The sequence below is a fragment of the Pyxidicoccus sp. M6 genome, from assembly GCF_055568925.1.
In genome coordinates, this window is the sequence record NZ_CM145714.1 from 12,773,984 (window position 1) to 12,797,308 (window position 23,325).

General features: G+C 71.1%; 20 protein-coding genes. 9 read left to right on the plus strand and 11 right to left on the minus strand.

Annotation, left to right across the window (positions count from 1 at the left end; all coding sequences use genetic code 11):
- Positions 1-37: 37 nt before the first annotated feature.
- From ACVTJA_RS50435 to ACVTJA_RS50450, 4 genes are read right to left on the minus strand one after another with little or no spacing between them, the layout of a single operon-like run.
- Positions 38-1,249, minus strand: a complete 1,212-nt coding sequence (locus ACVTJA_RS50435) for an alpha/beta fold hydrolase (RefSeq protein WP_465831821.1) — start codon at positions 1,247-1,249, stop codon at positions 38-40.
- Between the two features lie 17 nt (positions 1,250-1,266).
- Positions 1,267-1,734, minus strand: coding sequence for an archease (locus ACVTJA_RS50440; protein ID WP_465831823.1), 468 nt, complete (start codon positions 1,732-1,734; stop codon positions 1,267-1,269).
- Positions 1,735-1,787: 53 nt separating this feature from the next.
- Positions 1,788-2,480, minus strand: coding sequence for a dienelactone hydrolase family protein (locus ACVTJA_RS50445; RefSeq protein WP_465831825.1), 693 nt, complete (start codon positions 2,478-2,480; stop codon positions 1,788-1,790).
- 19 nt (positions 2,481-2,499) lie between these two features.
- Entirely contained in the window at positions 2,500-3,183 is a 684-nt protein-coding gene (locus ACVTJA_RS50450) for a phosphoribosyltransferase (RefSeq protein ID WP_465831827.1), read from the minus strand.
- A 133-nt stretch (positions 3,184-3,316) separates the two neighbouring features.
- On the opposite strand from ACVTJA_RS50450, the gene ACVTJA_RS50455 reads away from it, so the two are divergent.
- The 4 genes from ACVTJA_RS50455 (at position 3,317) to ACVTJA_RS50470 (ending at position 6,659) form a co-directional block, all read left to right on the plus strand.
- Positions 3,317-4,222, plus strand: coding sequence for a ribose-phosphate diphosphokinase (locus ACVTJA_RS50455; RefSeq protein WP_465831829.1), 906 nt, complete (start codon positions 3,317-3,319; stop codon positions 4,220-4,222).
- Positions 4,223-4,275: 53 nt separating this feature from the next.
- Positions 4,276-4,788, plus strand: a complete 513-nt coding sequence (locus ACVTJA_RS50460; RefSeq protein ID WP_465831831.1) for a hypothetical protein — start codon at positions 4,276-4,278, stop codon at positions 4,786-4,788.
- Between the two features lie 150 nt (positions 4,789-4,938).
- Entirely contained in the window at positions 4,939-5,730 is a 792-nt protein-coding gene (locus ACVTJA_RS50465; RefSeq protein ID WP_465831833.1) for an AraC family transcriptional regulator, read from the plus strand.
- Between the two features lie 47 nt (positions 5,731-5,777).
- The gene (locus ACVTJA_RS50470; protein ID WP_465831834.1) at positions 5,778-6,659 is read left to right on the plus strand and encodes a sterol desaturase family protein; all 882 of its coding nucleotides are present in this window, start codon (positions 5,778-5,780) and stop codon (positions 6,657-6,659) included.
- An 80-nt stretch (positions 6,660-6,739) separates the two neighbouring features.
- Here ACVTJA_RS50470 and ACVTJA_RS50475 read toward each other — a convergent pair whose 3' ends face one another.
- On the minus strand, positions 6,740-8,206 hold the full coding sequence (locus ACVTJA_RS50475; RefSeq protein WP_465831836.1) for a peptidoglycan-binding protein: 1,467 nt from the start codon (positions 8,204-8,206) through the stop codon (positions 6,740-6,742).
- A gap of 106 nt (positions 8,207-8,312) precedes the next feature.
- Here ACVTJA_RS50475 and ACVTJA_RS50480 point away from each other — a divergent pair, with 106 nt between their 5' ends.
- Positions 8,313-9,068, plus strand: coding sequence for an enoyl-CoA hydratase (locus ACVTJA_RS50480; RefSeq protein ID WP_465831838.1), 756 nt, complete (start codon positions 8,313-8,315; stop codon positions 9,066-9,068).
- Between the two features lie 72 nt (positions 9,069-9,140).
- Here the strand turns inward: ACVTJA_RS50480 and ACVTJA_RS50485 are convergent, their stop codons facing one another.
- Positions 9,141-11,900, minus strand: a complete 2,760-nt coding sequence (locus ACVTJA_RS50485) for a M1 family metallopeptidase (RefSeq protein WP_465831840.1) — start codon at positions 11,898-11,900, stop codon at positions 9,141-9,143.
- A 92-nt stretch (positions 11,901-11,992) separates the two neighbouring features.
- On the opposite strand from ACVTJA_RS50485, the gene ACVTJA_RS50490 reads away from it, so the two are divergent.
- Positions 11,993-13,015: a lysophospholipid acyltransferase family protein gene (locus ACVTJA_RS50490; RefSeq protein ID WP_465831841.1), complete on the plus strand. Its 1,023-nt coding sequence runs from the start codon at positions 11,993-11,995 to the stop codon at positions 13,013-13,015.
- A gap of 7 nt (positions 13,016-13,022) precedes the next feature.
- Here ACVTJA_RS50490 and ACVTJA_RS50495 read toward each other — a convergent pair whose 3' ends face one another.
- The 3 genes from ACVTJA_RS50495 to alr all read right to left on the minus strand — a co-directional run bounded on the left by ACVTJA_RS50495 (position 13,023) and on the right by alr (position 15,447).
- Entirely contained in the window at positions 13,023-13,601 is a 579-nt protein-coding gene (locus ACVTJA_RS50495; protein WP_465831843.1) for a hypothetical protein, read from the minus strand.
- A gap of 72 nt (positions 13,602-13,673) precedes the next feature.
- The gene (locus ACVTJA_RS50500) at positions 13,674-14,147 is read right to left on the minus strand and encodes a hypothetical protein (RefSeq protein ID WP_465831845.1); all 474 of its coding nucleotides are present in this window, start codon (positions 14,145-14,147) and stop codon (positions 13,674-13,676) included.
- 94 nt (positions 14,148-14,241) lie between these two features.
- Positions 14,242-15,447, minus strand: a complete 1,206-nt coding sequence (alr, locus tag ACVTJA_RS50505) for an alanine racemase (RefSeq protein WP_465831847.1) — start codon at positions 15,445-15,447, stop codon at positions 14,242-14,244.
- A 234-nt stretch (positions 15,448-15,681) separates the two neighbouring features.
- Here alr and ACVTJA_RS50510 point away from each other — a divergent pair, with 234 nt between their 5' ends.
- The 3 genes from ACVTJA_RS50510 (at position 15,682) to ACVTJA_RS50520 (ending at position 20,345) form a co-directional block, all read left to right on the plus strand.
- Positions 15,682-16,578, plus strand: coding sequence for a sigma-70 family RNA polymerase sigma factor (locus ACVTJA_RS50510; protein ID WP_465831848.1), 897 nt, complete (start codon positions 15,682-15,684; stop codon positions 16,576-16,578).
- A 15-nt stretch (positions 16,579-16,593) separates the two neighbouring features.
- Positions 16,594-19,593: a tetratricopeptide repeat protein gene (locus ACVTJA_RS50515; protein ID WP_465831850.1), complete on the plus strand. Its 3,000-nt coding sequence runs from the start codon at positions 16,594-16,596 to the stop codon at positions 19,591-19,593.
- 83 nt (positions 19,594-19,676) lie between these two features.
- Complete coding sequence (locus ACVTJA_RS50520; RefSeq protein ID WP_465831852.1) at positions 19,677-20,345, plus strand: metallophosphoesterase; 669 nt, start codon at positions 19,677-19,679, stop codon at positions 20,343-20,345.
- A 4-nt stretch (positions 20,346-20,349) separates the two neighbouring features.
- Here the strand turns inward: ACVTJA_RS50520 and ACVTJA_RS50525 are convergent, their stop codons facing one another.
- Both ACVTJA_RS50525 and ACVTJA_RS50530 read right to left on the minus strand, forming a co-directional pair.
- Entirely contained in the window at positions 20,350-21,828 is a 1,479-nt protein-coding gene (locus tag ACVTJA_RS50525) for a TIGR02996 domain-containing protein (RefSeq protein ID WP_465831854.1), read from the minus strand.
- A 9-nt stretch (positions 21,829-21,837) separates the two neighbouring features.
- The gene (locus ACVTJA_RS50530) at positions 21,838-23,325 is read right to left on the minus strand and encodes a TIGR02996 domain-containing protein (RefSeq protein ID WP_465831856.1); all 1,488 of its coding nucleotides are present in this window, start codon (positions 23,323-23,325) and stop codon (positions 21,838-21,840) included.

Sequence of the window (23,325 nt, forward strand, 5' to 3'; positions counted from 1 at the left end):
GCGGACCCTACCAGTCCCGGGCCCGCGAAGGGGACGCTCATTCCTCCAACTCCGTCCGGACGTCCACTTCCGACTCCAGCGTCTGGTGCACCGGGCAGCGGTCCGCCATGGCCGTCAGCTTCTCGCGCTGCTCCTGCGTGAGGGGCCCCACCAGCCTCACCTTGCGCCGCAGCCGGTCCACCTTGCGCGTCTGCGTCTCGCACTCCTGGCAGTCCTTCGCGTGCACCTTGTCGTGGCTGAGTTGCACGTGGACGTGCTCCAGCGGCCAGCCCTTGCGCATGGCGTACATGCGCAGCGTCATGGACGTGCACGCGCCCAGTGCGGCCAGCAGCAGCCCGTACGGCGTGGGGCCGGAGTCCTCGCCGCCCACGCTCAAGGGCTCGTCCGCGCGCAGCCGGTGCCGGCCCGTGCGGATGTCCTGCGCGTAGGGGCCTCCCTGCCCCGCCTCGTGTACCTCCACCACGCCGTGCGGCAGCGGGGCCTCGAGCTCCGTCACCGGCGTCACGTGCCGCGCGGCCCACGGGCCCAGCACGTCCGCCGCGAGCGCCGCGTCCGCCTCGCGCGAGAGGAAGTGGTCCGCGCCGTCGAGGAGGAAGAGGCTGCCCGGGCGCCGCGCCGCCGCCACCATGCGCCGTGCGTGCTCCAGCGCGACGTACCTGTCTTCCGGTGCATGCAGCGCCAGCACCGCGCCCGCGAAGGCGCCCAGCGCCTCGGCCACGCGCGGCGCGGCGATGTCGTGGAGGAAGCCGCGCGACAGGCGCAGCCTTCCGGGGCCCAGCGTCACCTCGCCCTCCCCGGTCTCGCGCTCCTGGGGCTTCAGCCGCTCCAGGACGGGCTCCGGCCCCGAGGGTGAGCTCACCAGCGCGAGCGCGGCGACCTCCGGCAGCCGGGGCAGCGCGGCGGCCGCGGCGGTGCCTCCCAGGCTGTGGCCCACCAGCAGGCGCGCGGGCGGGTAGCGCTCGCGCAGCCACGCCGCCGCCTCCACCACCGCGTCCACCGAGGGCACGGTGTCCGGCCGGGGCTGCACGCCATCGTCACCCGCGGGCCGCGCCGTGAAGTCGAGCCGCAGCACCGCGAAGCCCCGGGACACCAGCGCATGGCAGAGCCGCGCGGGCCCGGGTGAGTTGCCCAGGCACGCGAAGCACGACACCAGCACCGCGCTGGCGGCGGGCCGGCCGGGGGGCAGCTCCAGCACCGCCGTCACCGGGACGCCGCCCGTGCCGCGCAGCTCCACCGCCCGGGTCGACATCGCTTCCTCCTCTCACGTCAGGCATCGCTCGAGCTGTGTACCTCGCACTCCGCCGTCCACCACCCGTCCGCGGTCCCGCGCACCAGGGGCTTCGTCAGCGACACGCCGCGCGGCTCCAGGACGCCGTGGTGCCGCGCCGGGTCCACGGGCTCGCCGAAGGCGTGGCCGAACAGGAGCCGCCCGTCCAGGCGCACCGCGAAGCACCGGAAGCGCAGCCGGCGCGCGGCCATGTTGTGGATGATGGCGCCCAGCCAGTCCGCGAGCAGGTGGTCCAGGTCCTTCGCGTCGCACTCCACCAACACCTCCTCGCGCACCTCCACCTCCGCCGGGTGCGCCACCAGCGCGCACAGCGCCACCGCGGCCTGCTCCAGCGCCTCCTCCTCCGAGCGGCCCACGCCGCGCACGGCCCGCGTCGTGCCCCGGGTGAGGTGCTCCCAGCGGGGCGATGTCGCGCCCGCCGTCGTGGGCACGGGTCCAGCGTCCATGGTGCCTCCTTCGGAGTCCCTCGCGAGGCGGGGGCTCCCCTGCATGTCCAGGCTCATACGTGCGCCTCCACCCCGGCTCCGCCGAGGTAGCGGGAGAACCACTCCGCCGCCACGTGCGACACCTCCTCCAGCGCGCCGGGCTCCGCGAAGAGGTGCGTGGCGCCGGGGACGATGTGGATGTCCTTCAGCCCCTCCAGCCGCCTCAGCGCCTCCTCGTTCAGCTCCACCACTCCGATGTCATTCGCGCCGACGAGCAACAGCGTGGGCGCCTGCACGCGCGGCAGGACGGGACCCGCCAGGTCGGGCCGGCCGCCGCGCGACACCACCGCGTGGATGAGGTCCGGGTGCATCGCCGCCGCCACCAGCGCCGCCGCCGCGCCGGTGCTGGAGCCGAAGTAGCCGAAGCTCAGCGGCGCGAGCTCCGGCTGGCTCCGCGCCCACTCCGTCACCGCCGCCAGCCGCCGCGCGAGGAAGGGAATGTCGAAGCGCAGCTCGCCGGTGTACTCGTCGCGCGCTTCCTCCTCCTCGCTCAGCAAATCGAACAGCAGCGTGCCCAGCCCCACCTCGCGCAGCGCGCGTGCGACGGCGCGGTTGCGGGGGCTGAAGCGGCTGCTGCCGCTGCCGTGCGCGAAGATGACCAGCCCCCGAGCCCCGGAGGGCACCCCCAGGCTCCCTCCCAGCTCCACGCCGCCCGCCACCACCTTCACCTCTTGCACGTCCGGGTCCGTGCGCCTGCCCTGTCTCATATGGCCATGCCTCCTCGTGTCACATCCAGAAGCCGCCGGTGTCCGAGGACATCAGCGCCTCGATTGGCAGTGGCGGCTCGCGCGAGCGCTCCAGCAACTGCCGCACCTCCACGTCCGACACGGGGCGCGAGTCGTCGTAGGCCTCGGACACCGAGCGCAGGGCGCCGACGATGCTCACGCAGTGCACCGTGTCCGCGAGCGGGCGCACCACCTCCAGCGCATGCGGCGTGGCCACGGGCGCGGCCATCACCAGCCGCGCGGGGTGCTGCTGACGCAGGGCCTTGAGCGCGGCGGCGGCGGTGGCGCCCGTCACCAGCCCATCATCCACGAGCAGCACCGTGACGCCGCCCAGCGACATGAAGGTGCGTCCGCGCAGGAGCTGCGCCTCGGCCTCGATGTCGGCCGCAGTGTCGTTCGCGAGGTTGCGGAACATGGGTTCCAGGGCGGGCGACAGGCGCAGGGCCTCCGGGTCCAGGTAGACGCCACCGCCCTCGGACACGGCGCCCATCGTCAGCCGCCGTCCGGGGACGTCCACCTTCCGGGCCACCCATACCTGGAGGGGCGCATCCAGCGCGCGAGCCACCTCGAAGGCGGCGAGCACGCCGCCGCGAGCGAGGCCCAGCACGACGACGGACCCTCCACGGTAGGGCAGCAGCAGGCTCGCCAGTCGGCGGCCTCCCTCCATCCGGTCTCGAAAGCGCATAGAAGTCCTCCATCGGAGAAGGTGAAGCACGCGGGCGCGAGTGACGGCGGAGGTCCGGACAGAGGCCCTCCCGCCGGATTGCCTTCGGGGGGAGCACCGGGCCCCGCTCCCCCGGGCCGGAAGGCGCGCTAGGGTGGAGGCCATGGATCCGGTCCTCCTCACTGGCACTGCCAGCCCGCACCTCGGGCGAGCCCTCGCCACCGCCCTGGGCGTGGCCCCCACCGACTGTCACTTCGAGCGCTTCCCGGATGGGGAGATGCACGTGGAGGTGCCCGAGATAGTGCGCGGGCGCACCGCGGTGCTGGTGCAGACGACGACTCCGCCCACGGGCGAGCACCTGCTGGAGTTGCTGCTCATGGCGGATGCGTGCTGGCGGGCGGGTGCGGCCCGGCTGGAGGCGGTGGTGCCATACCTGGGCTACGCGCGGCAGGACCGGCGCGGGCGTCCGGGCGAGCCGCTGGGTGGCCGGATGATGGCGGACCTGCTGTCACAGGGGCGGTTTGCCCGGGTGCTGGTGGTGGACCTGCACAGCCCCGCGCTGGAGGGGTGCTTCGGGGCGCCGCTGGAGAACCTCACGGCGCTGCCGCTCCTGGCGGAGGCGCTGCGGCCGAACGTGACGGACACGTCGGTGGTGGTGGCGCCGGATCTGGGCGCGGTGAAGCGCGCGGAGGCGCTGGCGCGGCTGTTGGGCAAGCCGTGGGCGGTGATTCACAAGGTGCGGGTGAGCGGAGAAGAGGTCCACGTCAGCGGGCTGATGGGCGAGGTGCGCGCGCGGCGGCCGATTCTCGTGGACGACATGGTGTCCACGGGAGGCACGCTCGCGGCGGCGGCGGACACGCTGCGCAAGGCGGGATGCGTGGAGGACTTCACCGTGGTGACGACGCACGCGCTGCTGGTGGGGCCCGCCATCGAGCGGATGCGCACGATGCCGCTGACGCGGCTGGTGAGCACGGACAGCGTGGAGCCGCAGAGTGGCCTGCCGTTCCGGCACGAGGTGGTGACGCTCGCGCCGCTCATCGCTCGCGCGCTGCGGCCGTGAAGCGCCCCAGCGCGAGCACGGCGCTGAGCCCGTGCGCACTGGGATGGGTGCTCGTGGGATGGGCATGTGCACCGCCCCAGGTCATCGCACGGAAAGAGGACCCGTCCATCGTCTTCCCCCACTTCTTCGAGCAGCTCGGAGCACAGGGCGGAACGTACGAACTGGATGGCGCCACGCTGCGCGCCCTCACCGTGGCCGCGAATGACTTCCTTCCGCCCGACGCGAAGCGGCCCGCGTGCTGGGACAGGCAGGAATCCCAGCGCTATCGGGTCATCCGCCAGGCGGAGGTCATCTTCGTCCGCATCGATGAAGACCCACGGGCCTGTGGCCAGCTGACTCCAGCCATGCACGCGGGAGCCAGCTACGCCATCAGCCTGGATGGGCGAATCCTCCGAAGCCTCATGGATGGGCAGCCCGATGGAGCCCTGGCTCCGGAGAATCCGGATGCAGGAGACGAAGGAGTGCCCGCGCAACCCGGCATGTCCTCCCAGTCCTCCGAGACACAGGGCGGCCTGCCGCACGCACCACCCTTTCCGTCACCGGACGCAGGCGCTCCGCTGCCGTGAGCCCCTTGGTACTGCCCGGTCACATGCGAGACGGTCGCCGAGGAGGGGCGCAAGCATGGACCGGGCGCAGGCATAAAGGGCAGTGGCCGATGCGACGTAGGTACTGGCCCTGGCAATGAGCCCATGGCCCGGTCCTGGTAGAAGGCGGGAGTGCCACGAGAACAGAGATGGCTCGGCCGCGCGATGGTCGGCCCGCGCTGGCTCGCGTACCTGGGGGCCATTGGTCCAACCCAGGAGCATGCGCACCACGCGTTCCAGCTCATCCACGCCGCCGAGGGACAGCTCCAGCTCGAGGATGCGCACGGACGCCGCGCGGAGGGGCAGGTGGCCGTCATTCCTCCGGACAGCCCGCATCGCATCGAGCACGGGGCGACGCGTGCGTTGCTCGTCTTCGTGGACCCGGACGACCGGCCAGGCCGCGGGCTGCGGCGGCTCGAGGTGGGCGAGGCTTCAGCGGAGTGGGTTCATGCGGGGACGCCGCTGCTTCGCGCGCCGCTCCCGGCCGAGCTGGTGCACGCGGATGACTGGACGCGGCTCGTGGAAGAACTGCTGCTGCGACTGGTGGGTGAAGCGACTCCTCCCGGCGTGGTCCACCCGGCGATAAAGCGCCTCGTTGCACTCCTCCCGAGCCGCATCGAGGCGGGAGACGTGAGCCAGCAAGCGCTCGCGCAGGAGGTGGGGCTGTCCGCCGGACGACTGGGGCATCTGTTCTCCACCAGCGTTGGCATCCCACTGCGCCCGTACATCCTGTGGCTTCGCCTCCGCCGAGCCACCGAAGCCTTCCAGGGCGGCGCCACGCTCACCCAGGCCGCTCACATCGCGGGCTTCACGGACAGCTCGCACCTCAGCAATGCGTTCCGACGCATGTTCGGGCTCGCCCCCTCGGAGCTTGCACGGGGCATCGAGTGGGTCACCGAGCAGCCGCTCACGCCAACGAAGTAGCCAGTTCTTCCAAGTCGTCGGCGGCGTGGCGATGCCACCTTGCACCCATGCTGACGACTCCCCTCGAAGCCTCGCCGCTGGCACGCCTGGCGCGCCAGGCACTGCGCGTGGGCTACCCGCTCCTCATGCTCCTCGGCGTCAACGGTGCGGCCCTGGCCCTCGTCCACGCCGGCGCTTCGAAGCCGTGGCTCGGTGGGCTCCTCATGGCGGCCATCGGAGCGTCCTTCCTCGTCGAGCGCGCCATCCCCTATGAGCCAGACTGGAATCGCCCGCATGGGGACGTCGGGCGAGACCTGGCTCACTTCGTCGTCAACGAAACCTTCAACGTCCTGGCCCTCTTCGCGCTGCCGCTTCTTTCAGGCGTGCTGACGGTGCGCGAAGCATGGCCCCATGAATGGCCTTTCATCCTCCAGGTGCTCCTCGCGGTGCTGGTGTTCGACTTCGGAGTCACCCTGACGCACTGGCTGAGCCACCGCGTCCCCGCGCTCTGGCGACTGCACGCCGTGCATCACTCGGTGAAGCGCTTCTACGGCTTCAACGGATTGATGAAGCACCCCCTCCACCAGATGCTCGAGCTGACAGTCGGAGTGACGCCGCTCCTGCTCATCGGCCTGCCCTCGGGCGTCGCGACAGCACTGGCCGCACTGTCGTGCGTGCAGCTCCTCATGCAGCACTCCAATGCGGACTACACGGTGGGGCCGCTGAAGTACCTGCTGGCGCTCAACGCAGGGCACCGCTTCCATCACCTCAAGTGGGCAGGCGTCGGTGACGTCAACTTCGGCCTCTTCACCAACCTCTGGGACCACCTGCTGGGCACGTGGTCCTACGCGCCCGAGAAGCGGTTCTCCTCGGATGACCTCGGCATCGCCAGGGAGCCGGACTTCCCCGTGGGCTACCGGGCCCAGCTCCTCGAGCCGTTCCGCCCCTGAGCCCATGAACGACCAAGGGGCGGAAGGCACCCGAAGCGCCCTCCACCCCTTCGTCAATCACAGACACTCAAAGGCGAGCACTAGCCAATCTTCGTCTTGTACTCGTTCATCCACTGCAGGACCTGCTTGTGGTACAGGCCGCTGTCGTTCTCAGACGGGGGCGCGTACTTGTTGATCATGCCCTGGTAGTCGCCGCGGTCGATGAAGCTCCGGTACGCGGGGCCGCCGAGCAGCGCGAAGTACGCCTCGATGCCACTCTTCGCGTCGGGGAACTTCGCGAAGTTGCCGTTGGGCTGGCCGCCGAACTTCGTCTCCCACTGCGCGAAGCGCAGGTTGCCCGGGTTGTTGTTCTTCACCGCCGAGCCCGCCGACATGAACGACGCTTCCTTGCGGAACATCGCCAGCGCCAGCTCCGGCGGCACGTTGTACTTCTTCGACATCGCCACGATGTGCGCGCCCTGGCCCGCCAGACCCGTGCCCTTCAGAATCTGGTCAATCTTCGCCGCCTTCGCCGCGTCCGTGCCCGTGGGCTGCGTGACGGGGCCCGGACCCGTGGTGCCGCCCGTGCCACCGGTGCCGCCCGTGCCGGGCTTGCCCTTCAGCGCCTCGGTCATCGCCGCGCGCGTCTTCGGCCCGAAGATGCCGGAGTTGGGGCTGATGCCGTGGTCCTTCTGGAACTTCGCGACGGCGGCCTCGGTCTTCGGCCCGAAGATGCCCGGGCCCGTGTTGACCTGCTCCTTCGTCATGTAGCCCAGCTTGACGAGCGCATCCTGCAGCTTGCGCACCTCCGGGCCTTCCGCGCCGCGCTTGAGGTCCGTCTTCGGCACGCTCACGCTGCCCGTCGAGGGAGGCGTGGTGGTGGGCGGCGGCTTCGTCGTGTCCGTGGGCGGCTTGCCCGTGGCCTTGCCGCTGTCGTTCACCCAGTACTCCGGCTGCGCCTTGCCGAAGCCGTCCTTGATGTGCCCGCTGTTGAAGTTCTTCCCGCCCGCCTGCGCGGACGCCGGCCCCTGCGCCGTGACTTCACCGGGGCGCACCACCGCCACGTGGCCGATGCCACCCGGGTTCTTCCACAGCGCGACGGCGGGATGGCCCTCGTTGGCCATCTTCTGCGCCTCCTCCGCCGTCACCTTCCGCCAGCCATTCTTCGCACCGTTCTGCTTCATCCAGTCCACGGTGGAGTTGGCGTTCAGCTCGCGGCCCTTGCCCGGGGCCACGCTGTTGCCGTCCTTGTCCACCCAGTGGGGAATCTCCGCGCCCATGGCACGCGTCACGTCCCACATGAAGATGTTGCAGAAGGTGTCGCGCGTGCCGTCACCGTTGGAGTCACGCGGCGTGTAGCGGCCGTTGTTACCCACAGCGAACTGGTTGATGACCTGGTTGTACGTGTCCGCGTTCCGGTTCTTCGGGTCGCCCTTGAGCGGAGGGTTCGTCACCTGCGCCGCGTTGGTGTTGGTGGTGCCGGGAGCAGGCTTGCTGCCGTCGTAGCGCTGGGGCGCCGCGGTGGTCGTCCGGTAGACGGGGCTGCTGGTGACGCTGCGAACGCTCATGGTCATCCTCGGGAAAACCGTTATGCGGTAATTGTCGCAGCGTGTACGCCAGAGTTGCTGATCCCTCTCCGGACAGCGGGCACTCACTCGGCTAGGCTGCAGGGTCATGTCCGACACGTTGCTGACGAAGCTGGAGTCCGGGGTCCTCACCCTCACCTTCAACCGGCCCGAGAAGAAGAACGCCTTCACGCACGCCATGTACGAGGCGGCCACCAACGCGCTGCGGCAAGCGGAGGGCAATGCCGACGTGCGCGTGGTGCTGATGACGGGCGCGGGCGGCGTCTTCACCGCGGGCAATGACATTGGCGACTTCATGGAGCACCCGCCCTCCGGCGAGGACAGCGCGGTGTTCCGCTTCCTGCGCGCGCTGGTGGACGCGTCCAAGCCGGTGCTCGCGGCGGTGGACGGGCCGGCGGTGGGCATCGGCACGACGATGCTGCTGCACTGTGACTACGTCGTCGCCAGCGAGCGCGCGCGCTTCAACATGCCCTTCGTGCAGCTCGGCCTGTGCGCGGAAGGCGCCAGCAGCCTGCTCCTGCCGCGCATGGCGGGCTACGCGCTGGCGAGCGAGCTGCTGCTGTTCGGCGAGCCCTTCGACGCGGCCACCGCGCAGCGCGCGGGCATCGTCAACAAGGTGGTGCCGGCCGACAAGCTCCAGGAGGTGGCCGCCGAGCGCGCGGGCGCCCTGGCCTCCCGTCCCGCCGAGGCGGTGCGCGTGACGAAGCGCCTGATTCGCGAGCCCCTGCGCGCCGAGACCCACGCCGCGCTGGTCCGCGAGGGCGCCGAGTTCGTCCAGCGCCTCGCGTCCACGGAGGCCCAGGAGGCCTTCATGGCCTTCATGTCGCGCGGCGCCAAGAAGTAGGACGCGCGAAAGCAAAGGGCCCGGACGCCGAGGAGGCATCCGGGCCCTTCGTCTACCTACGCAGCGCGGAGGTCAGCGCGTCTTCGGCGCCTCCGGGGCCTTCGGCGTGGCGCGCTGGTCGAGGAAGGACTCGACGCTCTTGCCCTGGGCCTCCTTCAGCGCGGCGCACTGGTCCACCGACTCCAGCACCTGGGCCAGCATGCGGGGCCCGCCCGGGGCGTTCGCGGCGCGCTCCTTGAAGAAGTCCTCCACCTGCTGGCGCTTCTGTGCGTCGCAGAAGCCCCGCCCCACGAAGACCATGCGGCCCGCGGCGTCCTTGGGCAGCATCGCGTCCGGCGAGTCGCCCACCAGCTTGTCGTAGTTGTCCTTCACGAAGTCGAAGGCCACGTCCATGGTGCCCAGCGTCTGCTGCGAGCCGATGAAGAGCAGGAACCCCGTCTCGCGCGGGTCCAGCTCCTTGTCGAGCATCAGCGACAGGCTCTTCTTCGACAGCTCCGGGTCCGTGAAGCTGCCGAGCCCCACAATCAACTGCTGCCGCGTCTTGCGGTCCTTCTCCGTGTGCACCGCGGTGACCAGCTTCTGGTGGAAGGCCGCGTCACCATGGCTGGCGGCGATGGCGAGCACCACGTCCACCACCTCCTGCGACACCGCCTTCTTGTCCTTCAGCCACGCATCCGCGAGCGAGCGCGCCTCGGCGACGAGCTTCGGGTCCGCGCCCTCCTTGGCCGCCAGCCGCAGAATCCACGGACGCAGCAGGCGCGTGTCCTCGCTCTCGTCCTTGCGCGGCGTGAAGCCGAGCTGCCGCGCGCGGGGGCCATACGTCTCGCGCAGGAAGCGGGCGCGCTCCTCGTGCTTCGCCTCCGGAATCAGCCGGCGGCTCGCCAGCTCCAGCATCTCCAGCGAGGCCTCGGTGACGACGCGGTCTTTGTCATTGGCGGTGCGAGCGGCCAGCGCCAGCGCCTCGGACGCGGGCAGCGCGCCCGCCATGGCCAGCGCCTGCACGTCGCCGATGAAGGCCACGCGCTCGGCGCGGGACAGCGAGTCCAGGCCGGACTTCGACAGCTTCGTCGCCGCCTCACCGGCGAGCTGCATGCGGTAGTAGCCCGCGCCCTCCGCGTTGGGGAACACCCACGCCGGGCACGCCTTCGCGTCCGGCAGCGGCAGCTCGGCGCGCTCGCCCTCCATCAGCGTGCACGCGCGCGACTCCTTCTTGCCCACCGCGTAGTCCACGCACACCGGCGTGCGCCACGACTGCGGACCCGGCGCCTTCGAGCCCAGCCGCAGGTAGCGCGCCTGCGTCAGCACCACCTTGTTGCCGCCCGCGCCGCACTCGAGCGTCGCGGTGACGAGCGGCGCGCCGCCCTGGTCCAGGAAGGTGCTCATCATCCCCGACACGTCCTTGCCGGACTCGGCGTCCAGCGCGGAGAGGAAGTCCTTCGCGGTGGCGTTGCCGTGCGCGTGCGCCTTCAGGTGGCGCTGGATGCCGCGGCGGAACACCTCGCGGCCCAGCCACTCCTCCGTCATGGAGAGCACCGCGGCGCCCTTGCCGTAGGTGATGCCGTCGAAGGCGTTGACGATGTCGTTCTGGCTCTCGATGGGCTGGCGGATGCGGCGCGCGGACAGGAGGCTGTCGGCGTCCAGCGCGTTGCTGCGCTCATTCACGCGCTCCACCGGCGCGTCCCACGCGGGCCGCCACGTCTCGATGATGCGCGGGGTCATCCACGTGGCGAAGGCCTCGTTGAGCCACAGGTCGTCCCACCACGCCATGGTGACGAGGTCGCCGAACCACTGGTGCGCCAGCTCGTGCGTCTGCGTGCCGGAGAAGGCGCGCTGACGGCCGGGCGTGTCCTCCTCCGGCTTGGAGAGGATGAGGCGCGAGTTGAACGTCACCAGGCCCGGGTGCTCCATGGCGCCGCCGAGCAGCGGCACCGCGAGCACGTCCAGCTTCTCGTACGCGTAGGGGATGCCGAAGTAGTCCTCCAGCGCGCCGAGGATTTGCGGCGTGACTTCCGCGGCGTAGGTGGCCTCCACGGCGCGGCCGCGCGGGGTGATGATGCGCGTCTTCACCTTCTTCTTGCCGGAGGGCGCGGCGGGGTGGAAGTCGAACGGGCCCACGCCGAAGGCGATGAGGTAGCTGGGCAGCGGCTGGGTGCGCGCGAAGCGGAAGGTGCGGCTTCCGTTGGGGCCGGCCTCCTCGCTCACCTGCGGCGTGTTGGTGACGGCCACGTTGCCCGCGGGCACGTGGAAGGTGAGCTGCCAGGGCACCTTGAAGCCGGGCTCGTCGAACGACGGGAAGACGCGGCGCGCGTCGATGGGCTCGAACTGGGTGTAGACGTACCAGTCACCGCCCTCGTTGACGCGGAAGGCGCCGTCCGTCTCCTTCTCGGAGGCGATGCCCTCGTACACCACGCGCAGCTTCGCGGCGCCCACGCCCACGGGCTTCGGCAGCGTGAAGCCGAGGAAGTCGGTGCCGCCCTTCACGGGCTTCACGTCGGTGGAGGCCCCGTCCTGCAGCAGCGTGGCCTGCTTCACGATGAGGCCCTTGCCGTGGAGCCAGATGAGGGAGGTGGACTTCACGACCTCGAGGTCGATGTTGGCCGTGCCCTGGAACGTGGTGGCCTTCGGGTCGACGGTGAGCTCCACCGTGTAGCCGGTGGGGCGCACGTCGCCGGGGAGACGCAGCTCGGGCGGAGTCGGAGTGGCGGCTTCAGCTGCGGACTGCGCGGCCGGAGCGGAAGCGGCGGGTTGCTCGGAGGGGACGTTCTGCCGGGCGCCGCACGCACTGAGAAGGGTGACGGCGGCCAGGGCCGCCGGACGGAGCAGGTTGGGCATGGCGCGCATAGTGGCCCATGGGAGGCAGCCAGGGTAGCGCCGAGCGCGTGTGTGGCCTTGCCGACACGGCGCGTTCAGGGTGGAGTGCCGCCGTGTCCCAGATCGCCCCAGCTCCCTCCCCTGAAATCCCAAAACCGGCCACGCAGAAGGTGCCGTCGGAGCACCTGCGCCGCATCGTCGGCACGCCTCCCGGCAAGGTGGTGGACCTGCTCACGCGCATCGTGTGGGCGTTCCTCACGTGGCTGTCACCAGAGTCGCGTGACGCGCTCGCTCGCTTCGTGGGGAACCTGGCGTACACGTTGGGTATCCGTCGTCGCGTGGCGATGGAAAACCTGGCCATGGCGATGCCGGAGAAGAGCGAGGCGGAGCGGCGGGAGATTGCGCGCGGCGCGTACATCAACATGGCGCGCGTGGTGCTGGAGTCGCTGCCGAGCGGCGACCGCCTGCCCAAGGACTGGGCCGAGCAGGGCGTGGAAGGCGTGGAGGCGTGGGAGGCGCTGAAAGCGCACGTGGCCACGGGGAAGGGCGCGTTGATGGTGACGGCGCACTTCGGCAACTGGGAGTTGCTGGGCGACATGCTGATTCGCTGGGGGATTCCGCTGGATGCGCTGGTGCGGCCGCTGAAGGGGGCGCTCAACACGCGCATCGCGGTGAACCGGGTGGGCTGTGGCGCGGGGCTCATCTACCCGAAGGGGGCCATTCAAGAAATCACGGCCGCGGTGAACCGCGGCGAGTCGCCGTACATGCTGCTGGACCAGGCGTTGCCGGCGAAGGCGGCGGTGTTCGTGCCGTTCTTCGGGAAGCTGGCGTCGACGACGCCGGCCATGGCGGTGGCGGCGAAGCGCACGGGCGTGCCGGTGTTCGTGGTGATGGGCGTGCGCAACGGGCGCGGTGGGGCGCGATTCAGGCTGGAGGTGGAAGGGCCGATTCTTCCGCCCGCGCCGGGTGAGTGCGAGGACCCGTTCACCGAGCACACGGCGCGCGTGACGGCGGCGCTGGAGCGGTGCATCCGCAAGTACCCGGACCAGTGGATGTGGCTGCACCGGCGGTGGAAGTACCAGCCGGACCCGACGGTCGCCGGCAAGGCGGTGGCCGCGCTCGAAGCGAAGGGGTGAGCGCGGACTACCAGCGGTGGTCGCCGAAGAGGCAGTCGGCGAGCGTCACCTTGCCGAACCAGACATTGCCCACCTGAAGGTCCGGCACCGGCGTGGAGAGCACGTCCTGCGGTAGGCGGGTGGTGCCGAACGTCTCGATGGCGAGGGCTTCGAGCTTCTCCGCGTAGGGCTGGAACTCCGTGGGCAGCGGTGGGTGATAGGTGATGGTCTCCCGGCGTCGCTCGTCCACGCGCTTGTGGTGGTCGGCGTAGATGATGTGCACCGGCGTCAGGATGCAGACCATCAGCACCACTTCCTTTTCCTCGGAGGGGCCTGCTGCTGAGTCTGGCAGGCCCACCCGGACCGAGCATGCAGGGTCATAGAGGATGTTTGGATAGTCCCAGACATGAGTCCCGGGCAGGGCCTCGCGGACACGCTCCAGGAAGGACTTCCAGGGGTGTGGATTGTCGATGGCCGTCTGCCGGAGCTCGCTGAGCCGCCTGGCCTCCTCCGTTGCCGCGTAGCGCGGGTCATAGCCGTCGATGCCCGCGGGGTAATAGCGGTGGACAAGTCGCAGAAGCGCTTCCGCTGTGACTGGCTGACTCATGAGCACGGCTTCCTTCCCGCAGGAAAGTAGTCATTCCAGGCTCCCACGGCAGTAGAGCCTGCAACGAACCGATCACTCCGGAACGAACTTCGTTCGAGGGATTCCCTCCAGGACGAAGCGGCGCACCCTGGAGCCCTTGAGGACCGGCGCCAGGATTCGCCCCATCTCGAGCACGAACAGGTTGCAGAGCTCCGCGCTCGTTGCCGGGCGCTGGCTCAAAGCGATGCGTGCAGCCTGGTCGGCCGCATCGGCAGCCGCTTGCTGGGCCACGACATCGGGAATCATCCCCTCCCTCGTGGAGATGGGAAGCCCCACTTCGACGTCGCAGAGTGTCTGGATTGGCTGATGCTGCGAGATGCGCGTCAGCGCGATGGTGGTCTGCGACACCTTCCAGCCACCGCCATGAGCACCTTCTCGGGGAACGTACTCGTGAAACTGGAAGGCCGCGGGCGGAATCCGCCCGGCCGTCCCCATGGCGCAGCCGGAGCCCAACCCCGCCAGCACCATCCAGCCGAGCAACAACGTCAGCGTGACACGGGTTCGCATGGGCCCTCCCAGACGGAGTATGCCCATACGACCATCAGAGTCTCATAACAGGAACTAAACCTCAGAGGTCCCGTCCGCTTCGCAACACTCCGCCCTACTCCACCACCACCCGCTTCAGGTGCGCCCCGAGGCGCGTGACGACTTCGTAGTGAATCGTCTGCGCCCAGCTCGCCAGTGACTCCGCGGACACGGCTTCTTCACCATCCTTGCCGACCAGCGTCGCCGTCACCTGCCGCTCATCGGACGTCGCGCGCGTCACGTCCACGATGAGGTGGTTCATCATCACGCGCCCCAGCACCGGGCAGCGGCGCCCGTTCACCAGCACGTGCGCCTTGCCTGACGCCAACCTCGGATACCCGTCGTAGTAGCCCACCGGCAGCACCGCGATGCGCGTCGGCTCCGGGCAGCGATACGTGCAGCCGTAGCCCACGTAGCTTCCCGCCGGCAGCCACTTCACCACCTGGCTGCGGCACTTCCACGACAGCACCGGCTTCAGCACCGGCACCTCGCCCAGCACCAGCCGCGCCGACAGCCGCGTCTCCGGCGAGGGCCACAACCCATACAGCGAAATCCCCACCCGCAGCGCCTCGTACCGCGCCTTCGGCAACACCAGCGTCGCCGCGCTCGCCGCGATGTGCCGCTGCAGCGGCTTCGCCGGCTTCAACTGCGACTCCAGGAACGCCATCCCCGTTTCAAAGGCATCCACCTGCGCCAGCGCGTACCCCTGCTCCGTCACGTCCTCCGTGTTCGCGAAGTGGCTCAGCGCCCCCACCACCTCCAGCACGTCCCGCGACTCCACCAGGAAGTGCGACTCGCGCGGCAGCCCGTCCAGCGTGAAGCCCTCGCGCCCCAGCCCCGTGTCGATGTGCACGTGCACCCGCAGCGGCCTGTCCAGCTTCGCCGCCCGCAGCACCGGCACCGCGTCCGCCCACCCGCGGTCCGCCACCACCACGTCGATGCCCTCGCGCGCCAGCACCACCGCCTCTTGCGGCGCCACCGCGCCCAGCACCAGCACCTGCTTCGGAGGCAGCCCGTGCGCCCGCTCGTGCTCGCGCACCTTCAGCGCGTCCTGCGGCGCGATGAAGTAGAGGACGTCCACCCCGCCGTGCACCAGCGGCAGCACCTGCAAGAGCCCGTGCCCGTACGCGTTGCCTTTCAGCACCACGCCCAGCGAGCGCGGCGGCGCCGCCTTCCCCTCCAGCGTCCGGAACACCGCCACGTTGTGACGCAGCGCGGATGCGCTGAGCTCCAGCCACGAAGCGTGGACCGCGTCTCCAGGGCCGCTACCAATCGACTCCACTTGCACCTCCACCTCGACTCAGCGCCCCATACCAGCAATGCGCGGGCCATGGGGCATGCGGCACCCCAGCCACACACGTGCCCGCGCGCGGGGCAGGCGGACGGGAGCCGGCGTGGGCCCCGCTGCGCCCACGGCCCACACCCTCCGTTCTGGAGGCCGCATGCCCGGCATGCAAGCACGTCACTGGGAAACGGTCGAAACCGGATTACTGGAGGCGGTGCTATCGTCCCGGACGTGTCCACACCGGACCTTTCCCTGGCCCAGGCCTTCGTCGCGGCGCGCGGCGGCACCGCTTCTCCGGAGTCGCTGCCCTCCTTGCAGGAGCGGCTGGCGCGCGTGCTGACCACGGCGCGCACTCCGTGGCCCGGCGTGGAGTTGGAGGGCTCGCGCTTCGTCGGCCACCTCGCGCGGCTGCTCGCCGGTGAGGCTCCCGCCGAGGACGTGGAGACGCTGAACCTGCCGGACGTGTACCTCGCGCGCGCCGCCGCGGACGGCCTGCCCGCCGCGCTCAAGGCCTTCGAGGCGCGCTTCCTCCCGGAGGTCGACGCGGCCGTGGCCCGCCTGAAGCTGCCGCCCACCGGCCTGGACGAAGTGCGCCAGCTCCTCCGCCAGCGCATGTTGGTGGGCAGCGCCGAGGCACCCGCCCGGCTGGCCGCCTACCCCGGCACGGGCCCGCTCAGCGGGTGGGTGCGCGCGGCCGCGCTGTGGCTCGCGCTCGACTGGCAGCGCCAGCGCAGCGGGCAGGCACAGGCGGACGATGGTGACCTGTCCGTGCTGATGGCGCCCGGAGACGACCCGGAGCTCGCCTACCTCAAGACGACATACCGCGCGGAGTTCAACGCGTCCTTCGCCGCCGCGCTCGCGGCCCTGGAGCCGCGCCAGCGCAACTTCCTGCGGCTGAAGTACCTCGATGGCTTGAGCATCGACCAGCTCGGCGCGCTGTACGGCGTGCACCGCTCCACCGCCGCGCGCTGGGTGGTGGGCGCTCAAGAGGCCCTGCTTCAAGAGACACGGCGCCTGCTGACGGAGCGCCTGCGGCTCACCCGCTCGCAGCTCGACAGCGTGCTGCGCCTCATCTCCAGCCAGCTCGACGTGAGCCTCAGCCGCCTGCTGCGCTCACGGCTGGACTGACGAAGTCCCACGCCCGTGGCCTGCCTGGACGAGAACACCTTCGTCGAGCTGCTCATGGGCGGCCTCTCCGCCGCGCGCGCGGCGGAAGTCGATGCGCACCTCGACACGTGCACCTCGTGCCGTCGCCTGGTGGCCCAGGGCCTGCGCGCGCAGTCTCCCGACGAGGGCCCGCCCGGCGAGGTCACCGCGCTGACGCCGCCCCGCCCCGCGCGCTCCGAGGATGCGCCACTGGAGAAGGGCACCGCCGTGGGCCGCTACCTCGTGCTGGAGCGGCTGGGCGCGGGCGGCATGGGCGTCGTCTACAGCGCGTATGACCCGGAGCTCGACAGACGCGTCGCCCTCAAGCTGCTGCGCGCGGGAGCGCTGGGCCTGGAGGCCGAAGAAGGCCGCGCGCACCTGCTGCACGAGGCGCAGGCCATGGCCCGCGTCTCGCACCCGCACGTGGTGCCCATCTACGACGTGGGGACGTTCGGCGAGAACGTCTTCCTCGCCATGGAGCTGGTGGAGGCGCAGACGCTGCGGCAGTGGCTGAAGGCCGCGCCGCGCCCGTGGCGTCAGGTGCTGGGCCTCTTCCTGGATGCGGGCCGGGGGCTCGCGGCGGCGCACGCGGCGGGCGTGGTGCACGGTGACTTCAAGCCGGAGAACCTCCTCGTCGGCAGCGACGGCCGCGTGCGCGTCACCGACTTCGGCCTCGCGCGCAGCGCCAACCCGCTGGCCGAGGAGGCACCGGGCACGCCCGTGGCGGGCGGCACGCCTGCGTACATGTCCCCGGAGCAACTGGACCCGGACGCGCACCCGGACGCGCGCAGCGACCAGTTCGCCTTCTGCGTGACGCTGTACGAGGCGCTCTACGACGAGCGCCCCTTCGCCGCCGCCACGGTGCGCGAGCTGCTGACGGAGATTCGCTCCGGGCGGGTGAAGCCCGCACCCCGGGGCTCGACGGTGCCGCCGTGGCTGCGACGCGTGGTGGTGCGCGGCCTGTCCGTGGACCCCATGGACCGGCATGGCACCATGGACGCGCTGCTCACCGCGCTCCAGCACGACCCGGCGGCGCGCTGGACGCGCAGGCTCCAGATGGCGGGCAGCGTGGGGCTGCTCGTGGCGGCGGTGGGGATTACGCACGCGGTGGGTTCGCGCCGGCAGCAGGTCTGCGCGGGCGCGCAGCAGGAGCTCGCCACGGTGTGGGGCCCCTCGCAGCAGCAGGCCGTCGAGTCCGCCTTCCTCGCCACCGGCAAGCCCTTCGCACGGGCGGCGTGGCAGCGCGTGCGGCGCACGCTGGACGTTTACACCGCCGAGTGGGTGACGATGCGCACCACCGCCTGCGAGGCCACGCGCGTGCGCCGCGAGCAGCCCGAGGAGGTGCTCGCCCGGCGCATGCACTGCCTCGACGGCCGGCTCGCGGAAGTCGCCGCCCTCACGCAGCTCTTCGCCCGCGCGGACGCGGGCACGGTGGAGCTGGCCGCGCGCGCCGCGGAGGCCCTGCCGCCGCTGCAGCGCTGCGCGGACCTCGCGGCCCTGGCCGCGCGCGCGCCCGAGCCCGTGGACGACGAGGCCCGCGCCCGCGCGGAAGCGCTGCGCCAGAAGCTGGTGCGGGCCCGCGCGCTGAAGGCCGCCGGCAAGTACACGGAGGCCGTGGCGCTGCTGGAGCCCGCCGTGAAGACGGCGAAGGACGCGGGAGACCGCTACGGCGCCGCGGACCTGCTGCTGCTCCTGGGCGAGCTGCGCGAGGAGCTGGGCGACCCGAAGAAGGCGGAGGCCACGCTCTTCGAGGCGGTATGGGCCGCGGAGGCCGGGCGCAACGACGTGGCGGCCGCGCGCGCCTGGACGTCGCTGGTGCACACCTCCGGCGAGATGCTGGAGCAGTACGCCCTGGCGTGGCGCTGGGAAGAACGCGCCGAGGCCGCGATTGAACGGCTGGGCGGCGACGCGGTGCTGACGGCGCAGCTCCAGGTCCGCACGGGAGCGCTGCACTTCGTGCAGGGCCGCTACGCGGAAGCCTCCGAGCAGCAGGAGGCGGCGCTCGCCCGGCTGGAGCAGACGTATGGCCCGGACAGCCTGGAGGCGGCGGACGTGAGGCTCGGGCTCGGCGCCACGCGCATCGCGCAGCATCGCGTGGACGATGCGCTGAAGCTGCTCGAGCAGGCGCTGGAGACGCGGCGCAAGGCGCTGGGCCCGGACCACCCCGACGTGGCGCGCGCGCAGATGGAGGTGGCCCAGGCTTACTGGAGGAAGGCCAACCTGGCGCGGGTGGAGGAGCTGTCGCGCACGGCGCTGGCGGTGTTCGAGCGCGCGCTCGGCCCCGAGCACCGCGACGTGGCGACGCCGCTGGAGATGCTGGCGGCCATCATGGAGCGCCAGGGCAAGGGCGACGAGGCCCTGCGCCTCCAGGAGCGCGCGCTGAACATCGCCATCCAGGCGGAAGGCCTGGAGAGCTCCGGCACGCAAATCGTCATGAGCAACCTGGCCAACCTGCTCGCGCGGCTGGGGCGTCATGAGGAGGCCCTGGCGCGGCACATGTCCACCATCGCTCCGCTGGAGCAACGGCTCGGCCCCCAGCATCCCCTGGTGGCGCGGGCCCTCCGCGCGGTGGGCAACAACTACAGGGACCTGAAGCGCTTCGACGAGGCCCTGCCCTACCTGCTGCGCGCGCGGGGCATCCTCGAGTCACGCCAGGACGACGCCTTCGGCTACCTGACGGGAACGTGGATTGATTTGGGCCGCACGTGGCTGGGGATGAAGCAGCCGCGCAAGGCCGCCGAGGTGCTGGAGCTGGCGGTCGCGAACCGCGCTGGCTCGAAGCAGACGCCGGGCGAGCAGGCCTTCTCGCGCTACGCCCTGGCCCAGGCGCTGTGGGAGGGGAACCTGGACCGGCCCCGTGCCCTGCTGCTGGCCGAGGAGGCGCGGGAGATGTTCTCGGGCATGGGCGAGCGGTACGTGAAGGTGCTGACGGAGCTGGACGCCTGGCGTGCCCGCCTGCCCCGTCCGGCCACGGTGCCGGCGGCCGGCACGCGCTAGCCTCCGCGGGCCGCCTGGCGGGCGACGAAAGAAGCGCATCGGGGCTCCCGTCCCCGGCCAAAGCGCATTAAAGGAGGAGCGGGATGCGAACGCTCTTCATCGGGGACGTGCACGGCTGCGCCGAGGAACTGGACGCGCTGCTGGCCGAGTGCGGCTGGCGGCCGGGCGACCGCGTGGTGCTGGTGGGAGACCTCGTGGCGAAGGGCCCGGACTCGGCGGGCGTGGTGCGCCGGGCGCGCGAGCGCGGCTTCCTCGCGGTGCGGGGCAACCACGACGCGCACGTGCTGCGCTGGCACGCGGGATTCGGGCCCAGGGGCAAGAAGCTCAAGCCCGAGCACCAACAGGTATTGGACACGCTCACGTCCGAGGACTGGGCATGGCTGAAGTCGCAGCCGCTCTACCGCCGCTTCCCGGAGCTGAATGTGATTGCGGTACACGGCGGGCTCGTGCCCGGCGTGTCGCTGGAGGCGCAGAAGGAAGACGAGCTGCTCAACCTGCGCAGCATCGCCTCGGACGGCACGCCGTCGAAGCGCGTGGACGGCGGAGAGCCGTGGGGAAGCTGCTGGAAGGGGCCGGAGCTGGTCATCTTCGGCCACGACGCCATGCGCGGGATTCAGCGGCACCCGTATGCACTGGGCCTGGACTCGGGCTGCGTGTACGGCGGCCGGCTGTCCGCGTACCTGCTGCCGGAGGGGCGCCTCGTGTCGGTGGTGGCGAAGCGCGCGTACGTGGACGTGGACGCGTCACCGTGAGGACTCAGCTCCACTCCACGCGCTCGTAGCCGGAGGCCGCCTTCTCCAACAGTCGCCTGTCATCGGGCGTGGCGTGGTCGCCCACCTGCACGTGGAGCGCCCGCGACCCGAAGCCCACCACATGGCGAATCGCCTGAGCGAGCTCGCCCGCACCGTACGTGTTCCGGAGCTGCGCCCGGACGGGCAGGTCCGCCGCAGGCGTGGCCACGAGCGTCCAGACTCCGCTATGCGCCTCGAAGTACTCCAGCCGGGAGGCCAGCGACGACGCCACACACAGGTGCACGCTCACCGCCGCCGCGCCATGGATGGACAGGCGTGCCAGCTTCGGCAGCCGGCTCAGGTGGACGAACAGCTCCGATTGTCCCTTCCCACCGGCCCGCAACAACACCACCTCGAGGTGCCGGACTCCATGCTCTCGTGCCACCAGCGCCTTCACCATGGTGGGTGAAGCACCCTTCAGCACCGTCACTCCGCGCAGGTGCGGATGCGAGAGCCACTCCGCCAACGCGGTGGAGTCGTTCCAGGAGAGGTCCACCTCCCGCACCGTCCGCCAGCGCTGCGTGGGTTCGAGCGGCGTCTCCCGCAAGCCAGGCCGCAGCAGGACGGCGGCGGGAAAGCCGCGCTCGAAGCGGGTGAGCTCGTGTTGCACGTGCGGTCCCAGAGCGCCGGAGCACAGCGGGGCATTCGCCTCGAACAACTTCTCGATGCGCCGCGGGTCCGCGTGGGACGAGCACTGCAACATGATGAACTCACCGAGCGGGTGGCCCCGCTCCAACAGGTGGTCCGCCAGCACCAGTCGCGCGGACTCGTCCTCCGGGTCCGCATACACGCGCGCCAGCAGTTCCTCGTAGGCGGTGGCCCTGAGCGCGTCCGCGGCCTCGTGGCGGTCGAGCGCCGCCTCCAACGCCTCACATGGGCTTTCGACTTCCGGCGGGAGTGGCGGCATGGCCCGAGCCCGGGGCGCAATCCTTTCGACAGTCAGGGCCAGCATCTCGGCGAAGGGGGAGCGCGGCTCGAGCTCCGCGAGCAGCTCCCCCAGGAGCGGCACGGCACGCGGATCCCACATCTCCACGAGGAGATTGCACAGCGTCCGGCTCACCTCCGGCACGCGAGCCACTGGCAACCGGGCGATGGCCAGCAGCGCGGGGGTGAAGCGCGGGTCCGCCGGGCAGGGAAGGAGCGCCGCGAGCTTGCCGCGCATCGTCTCGGGCCCTGCCCGCCCCGCCACCTCCAGCATGCCATCGAGGAGCAGCGGCAGCTCGACGCTCCTGGGAGGAGACAGGGCGAAGCTGCGCTGCTCGAAGTGGATGGGGCCGAACCCCACCGTGAGCCGCTTCGACAGCCGCTCCACCAGCGAGGCGATGCGCTCGGAGCGCGAGTGGCGCCAGGCCTCGAGCAGATGGTCGAGAGCCGCCGCGTCGTCATGCCGCTGGAGGGCCAGGAGCGCCGCGCGTCCGCGGAAGATGAGGGAGTTCTGCACCACCCCGATAGTCTACCCGCCCCCCTCCCGGCTCCACTCCACCTCCTCGTACAGGGATGCCACATCCTGGAGTTGTCTCCGGTCCGACGCCGTCAGTCGACACTCCACGTGGATGTGGAGCGCACGGATGCCGAAGCCCGATGCGCCCTGGATGGCGCGCGCGAGCGGCGGGACGCCCTCCGCGCTGAACAGCTTCGCCAGCACGGGCAGTTGCTTCCGCACCATCACGATGAGCTCCCACGCCACCGTGCCGCGCGCCGCGAAGCGCACCAGCCGGGACGCCAGCCGCGACGTCGCGCACAAGCGCACGTCCTCCGGGGCCGCGTTGTACACGAGCACGTGCGTGAGCCGGGGCAACCCATCCAACCGGGTGAACAGGTCCGGAGCCTTCTCCACCAGGGGCCCCGACACATCCAGATGGCTCAGCCCCAGCGGGCGTGAGCCGAGCCCCCGCGCCATCTCCGCGTCAAGACTCCGAAGCGACATCACATTCCGCAGGTGCGGGTGCGTGAGCCACGCCTCCACCTCCGAGCCCGGATACGTCGCCATGCTCCAGCCAATCTCCCGCACCGTCGACCAGCCGGGTCCGGGCTCGGGAAGCGGCTCCCCTCGGGAGTGGTCCATCAGCACGGCCACGGGAAAGCCCCGCTCGAACTGGACGAAGCCCCGCACCACGCTCGCGCCCAGCGGCGCCTCCCATTGGAGCTGGTGCTCCTTCAGCAAATCCTGGATGCGCGCCTCGTCCGGCCGCGGAGCGCACTGCTGCGTGATGAATTCCCCCAGCGGGTCACCCTGCTCCAGCAGGTGGTCCGCCAGCACCAGTCGCGCGGACACGTCATCCGGGTCCGCGTACACGCGCGCCAGCAGCGCTTCGCGCACCGGTCCGCTCCGGGCCTCCGAGTCCTCGCGCGCGGAGAGAGCTGTCTCCCATTCCTCACACAGGCGCGTGGTCTCCTCGTCCAACGGAGGGCCCACCTTCGGAAGGATGCGTTGGATGACGGCGTCGAGCCGTGCAGCGAAGTCGTTGCCTGGAGGAAGGCTCGCGTGCAGCTCACGCAGTGGCGCCAGCACGCGCGGGTCCCTCACGTGCGCGAGCAACTCACAGAGCACGTCGGGCACACCCACGTCCGTGGCGATGGGCATGCGAACAATCTCCAGCAGCACGGGCGTGAAGCGCGGGTCCTCCGGCCACTCACGCAAGCCCCGGAGCGCCCGGCGCAGCGAGCCGGGGTAGCCACGGTCCGCGCCCTCCCGCAGGCTGGCGAGCAGCCGTGGCAAATCCATCGGCCGGCGCCAGTTCATCGACTCGGAGCCCGGGCCACAGTCCAGCGGCGACAGCCCCCGGGTGAGCCGCTCCGACAGTCGCTCCACGAGCGAGGCGATGCGCGCGTCGCGAGAGTGACGCCAGGCCTCCAGCAGGTGCCCCAGGGCGACCTCGTCGGCATGACACTCGAACGCCCCCAGCGCGCGGCCGAGGAGGTCTCTCAGGGTGTCGCTCAC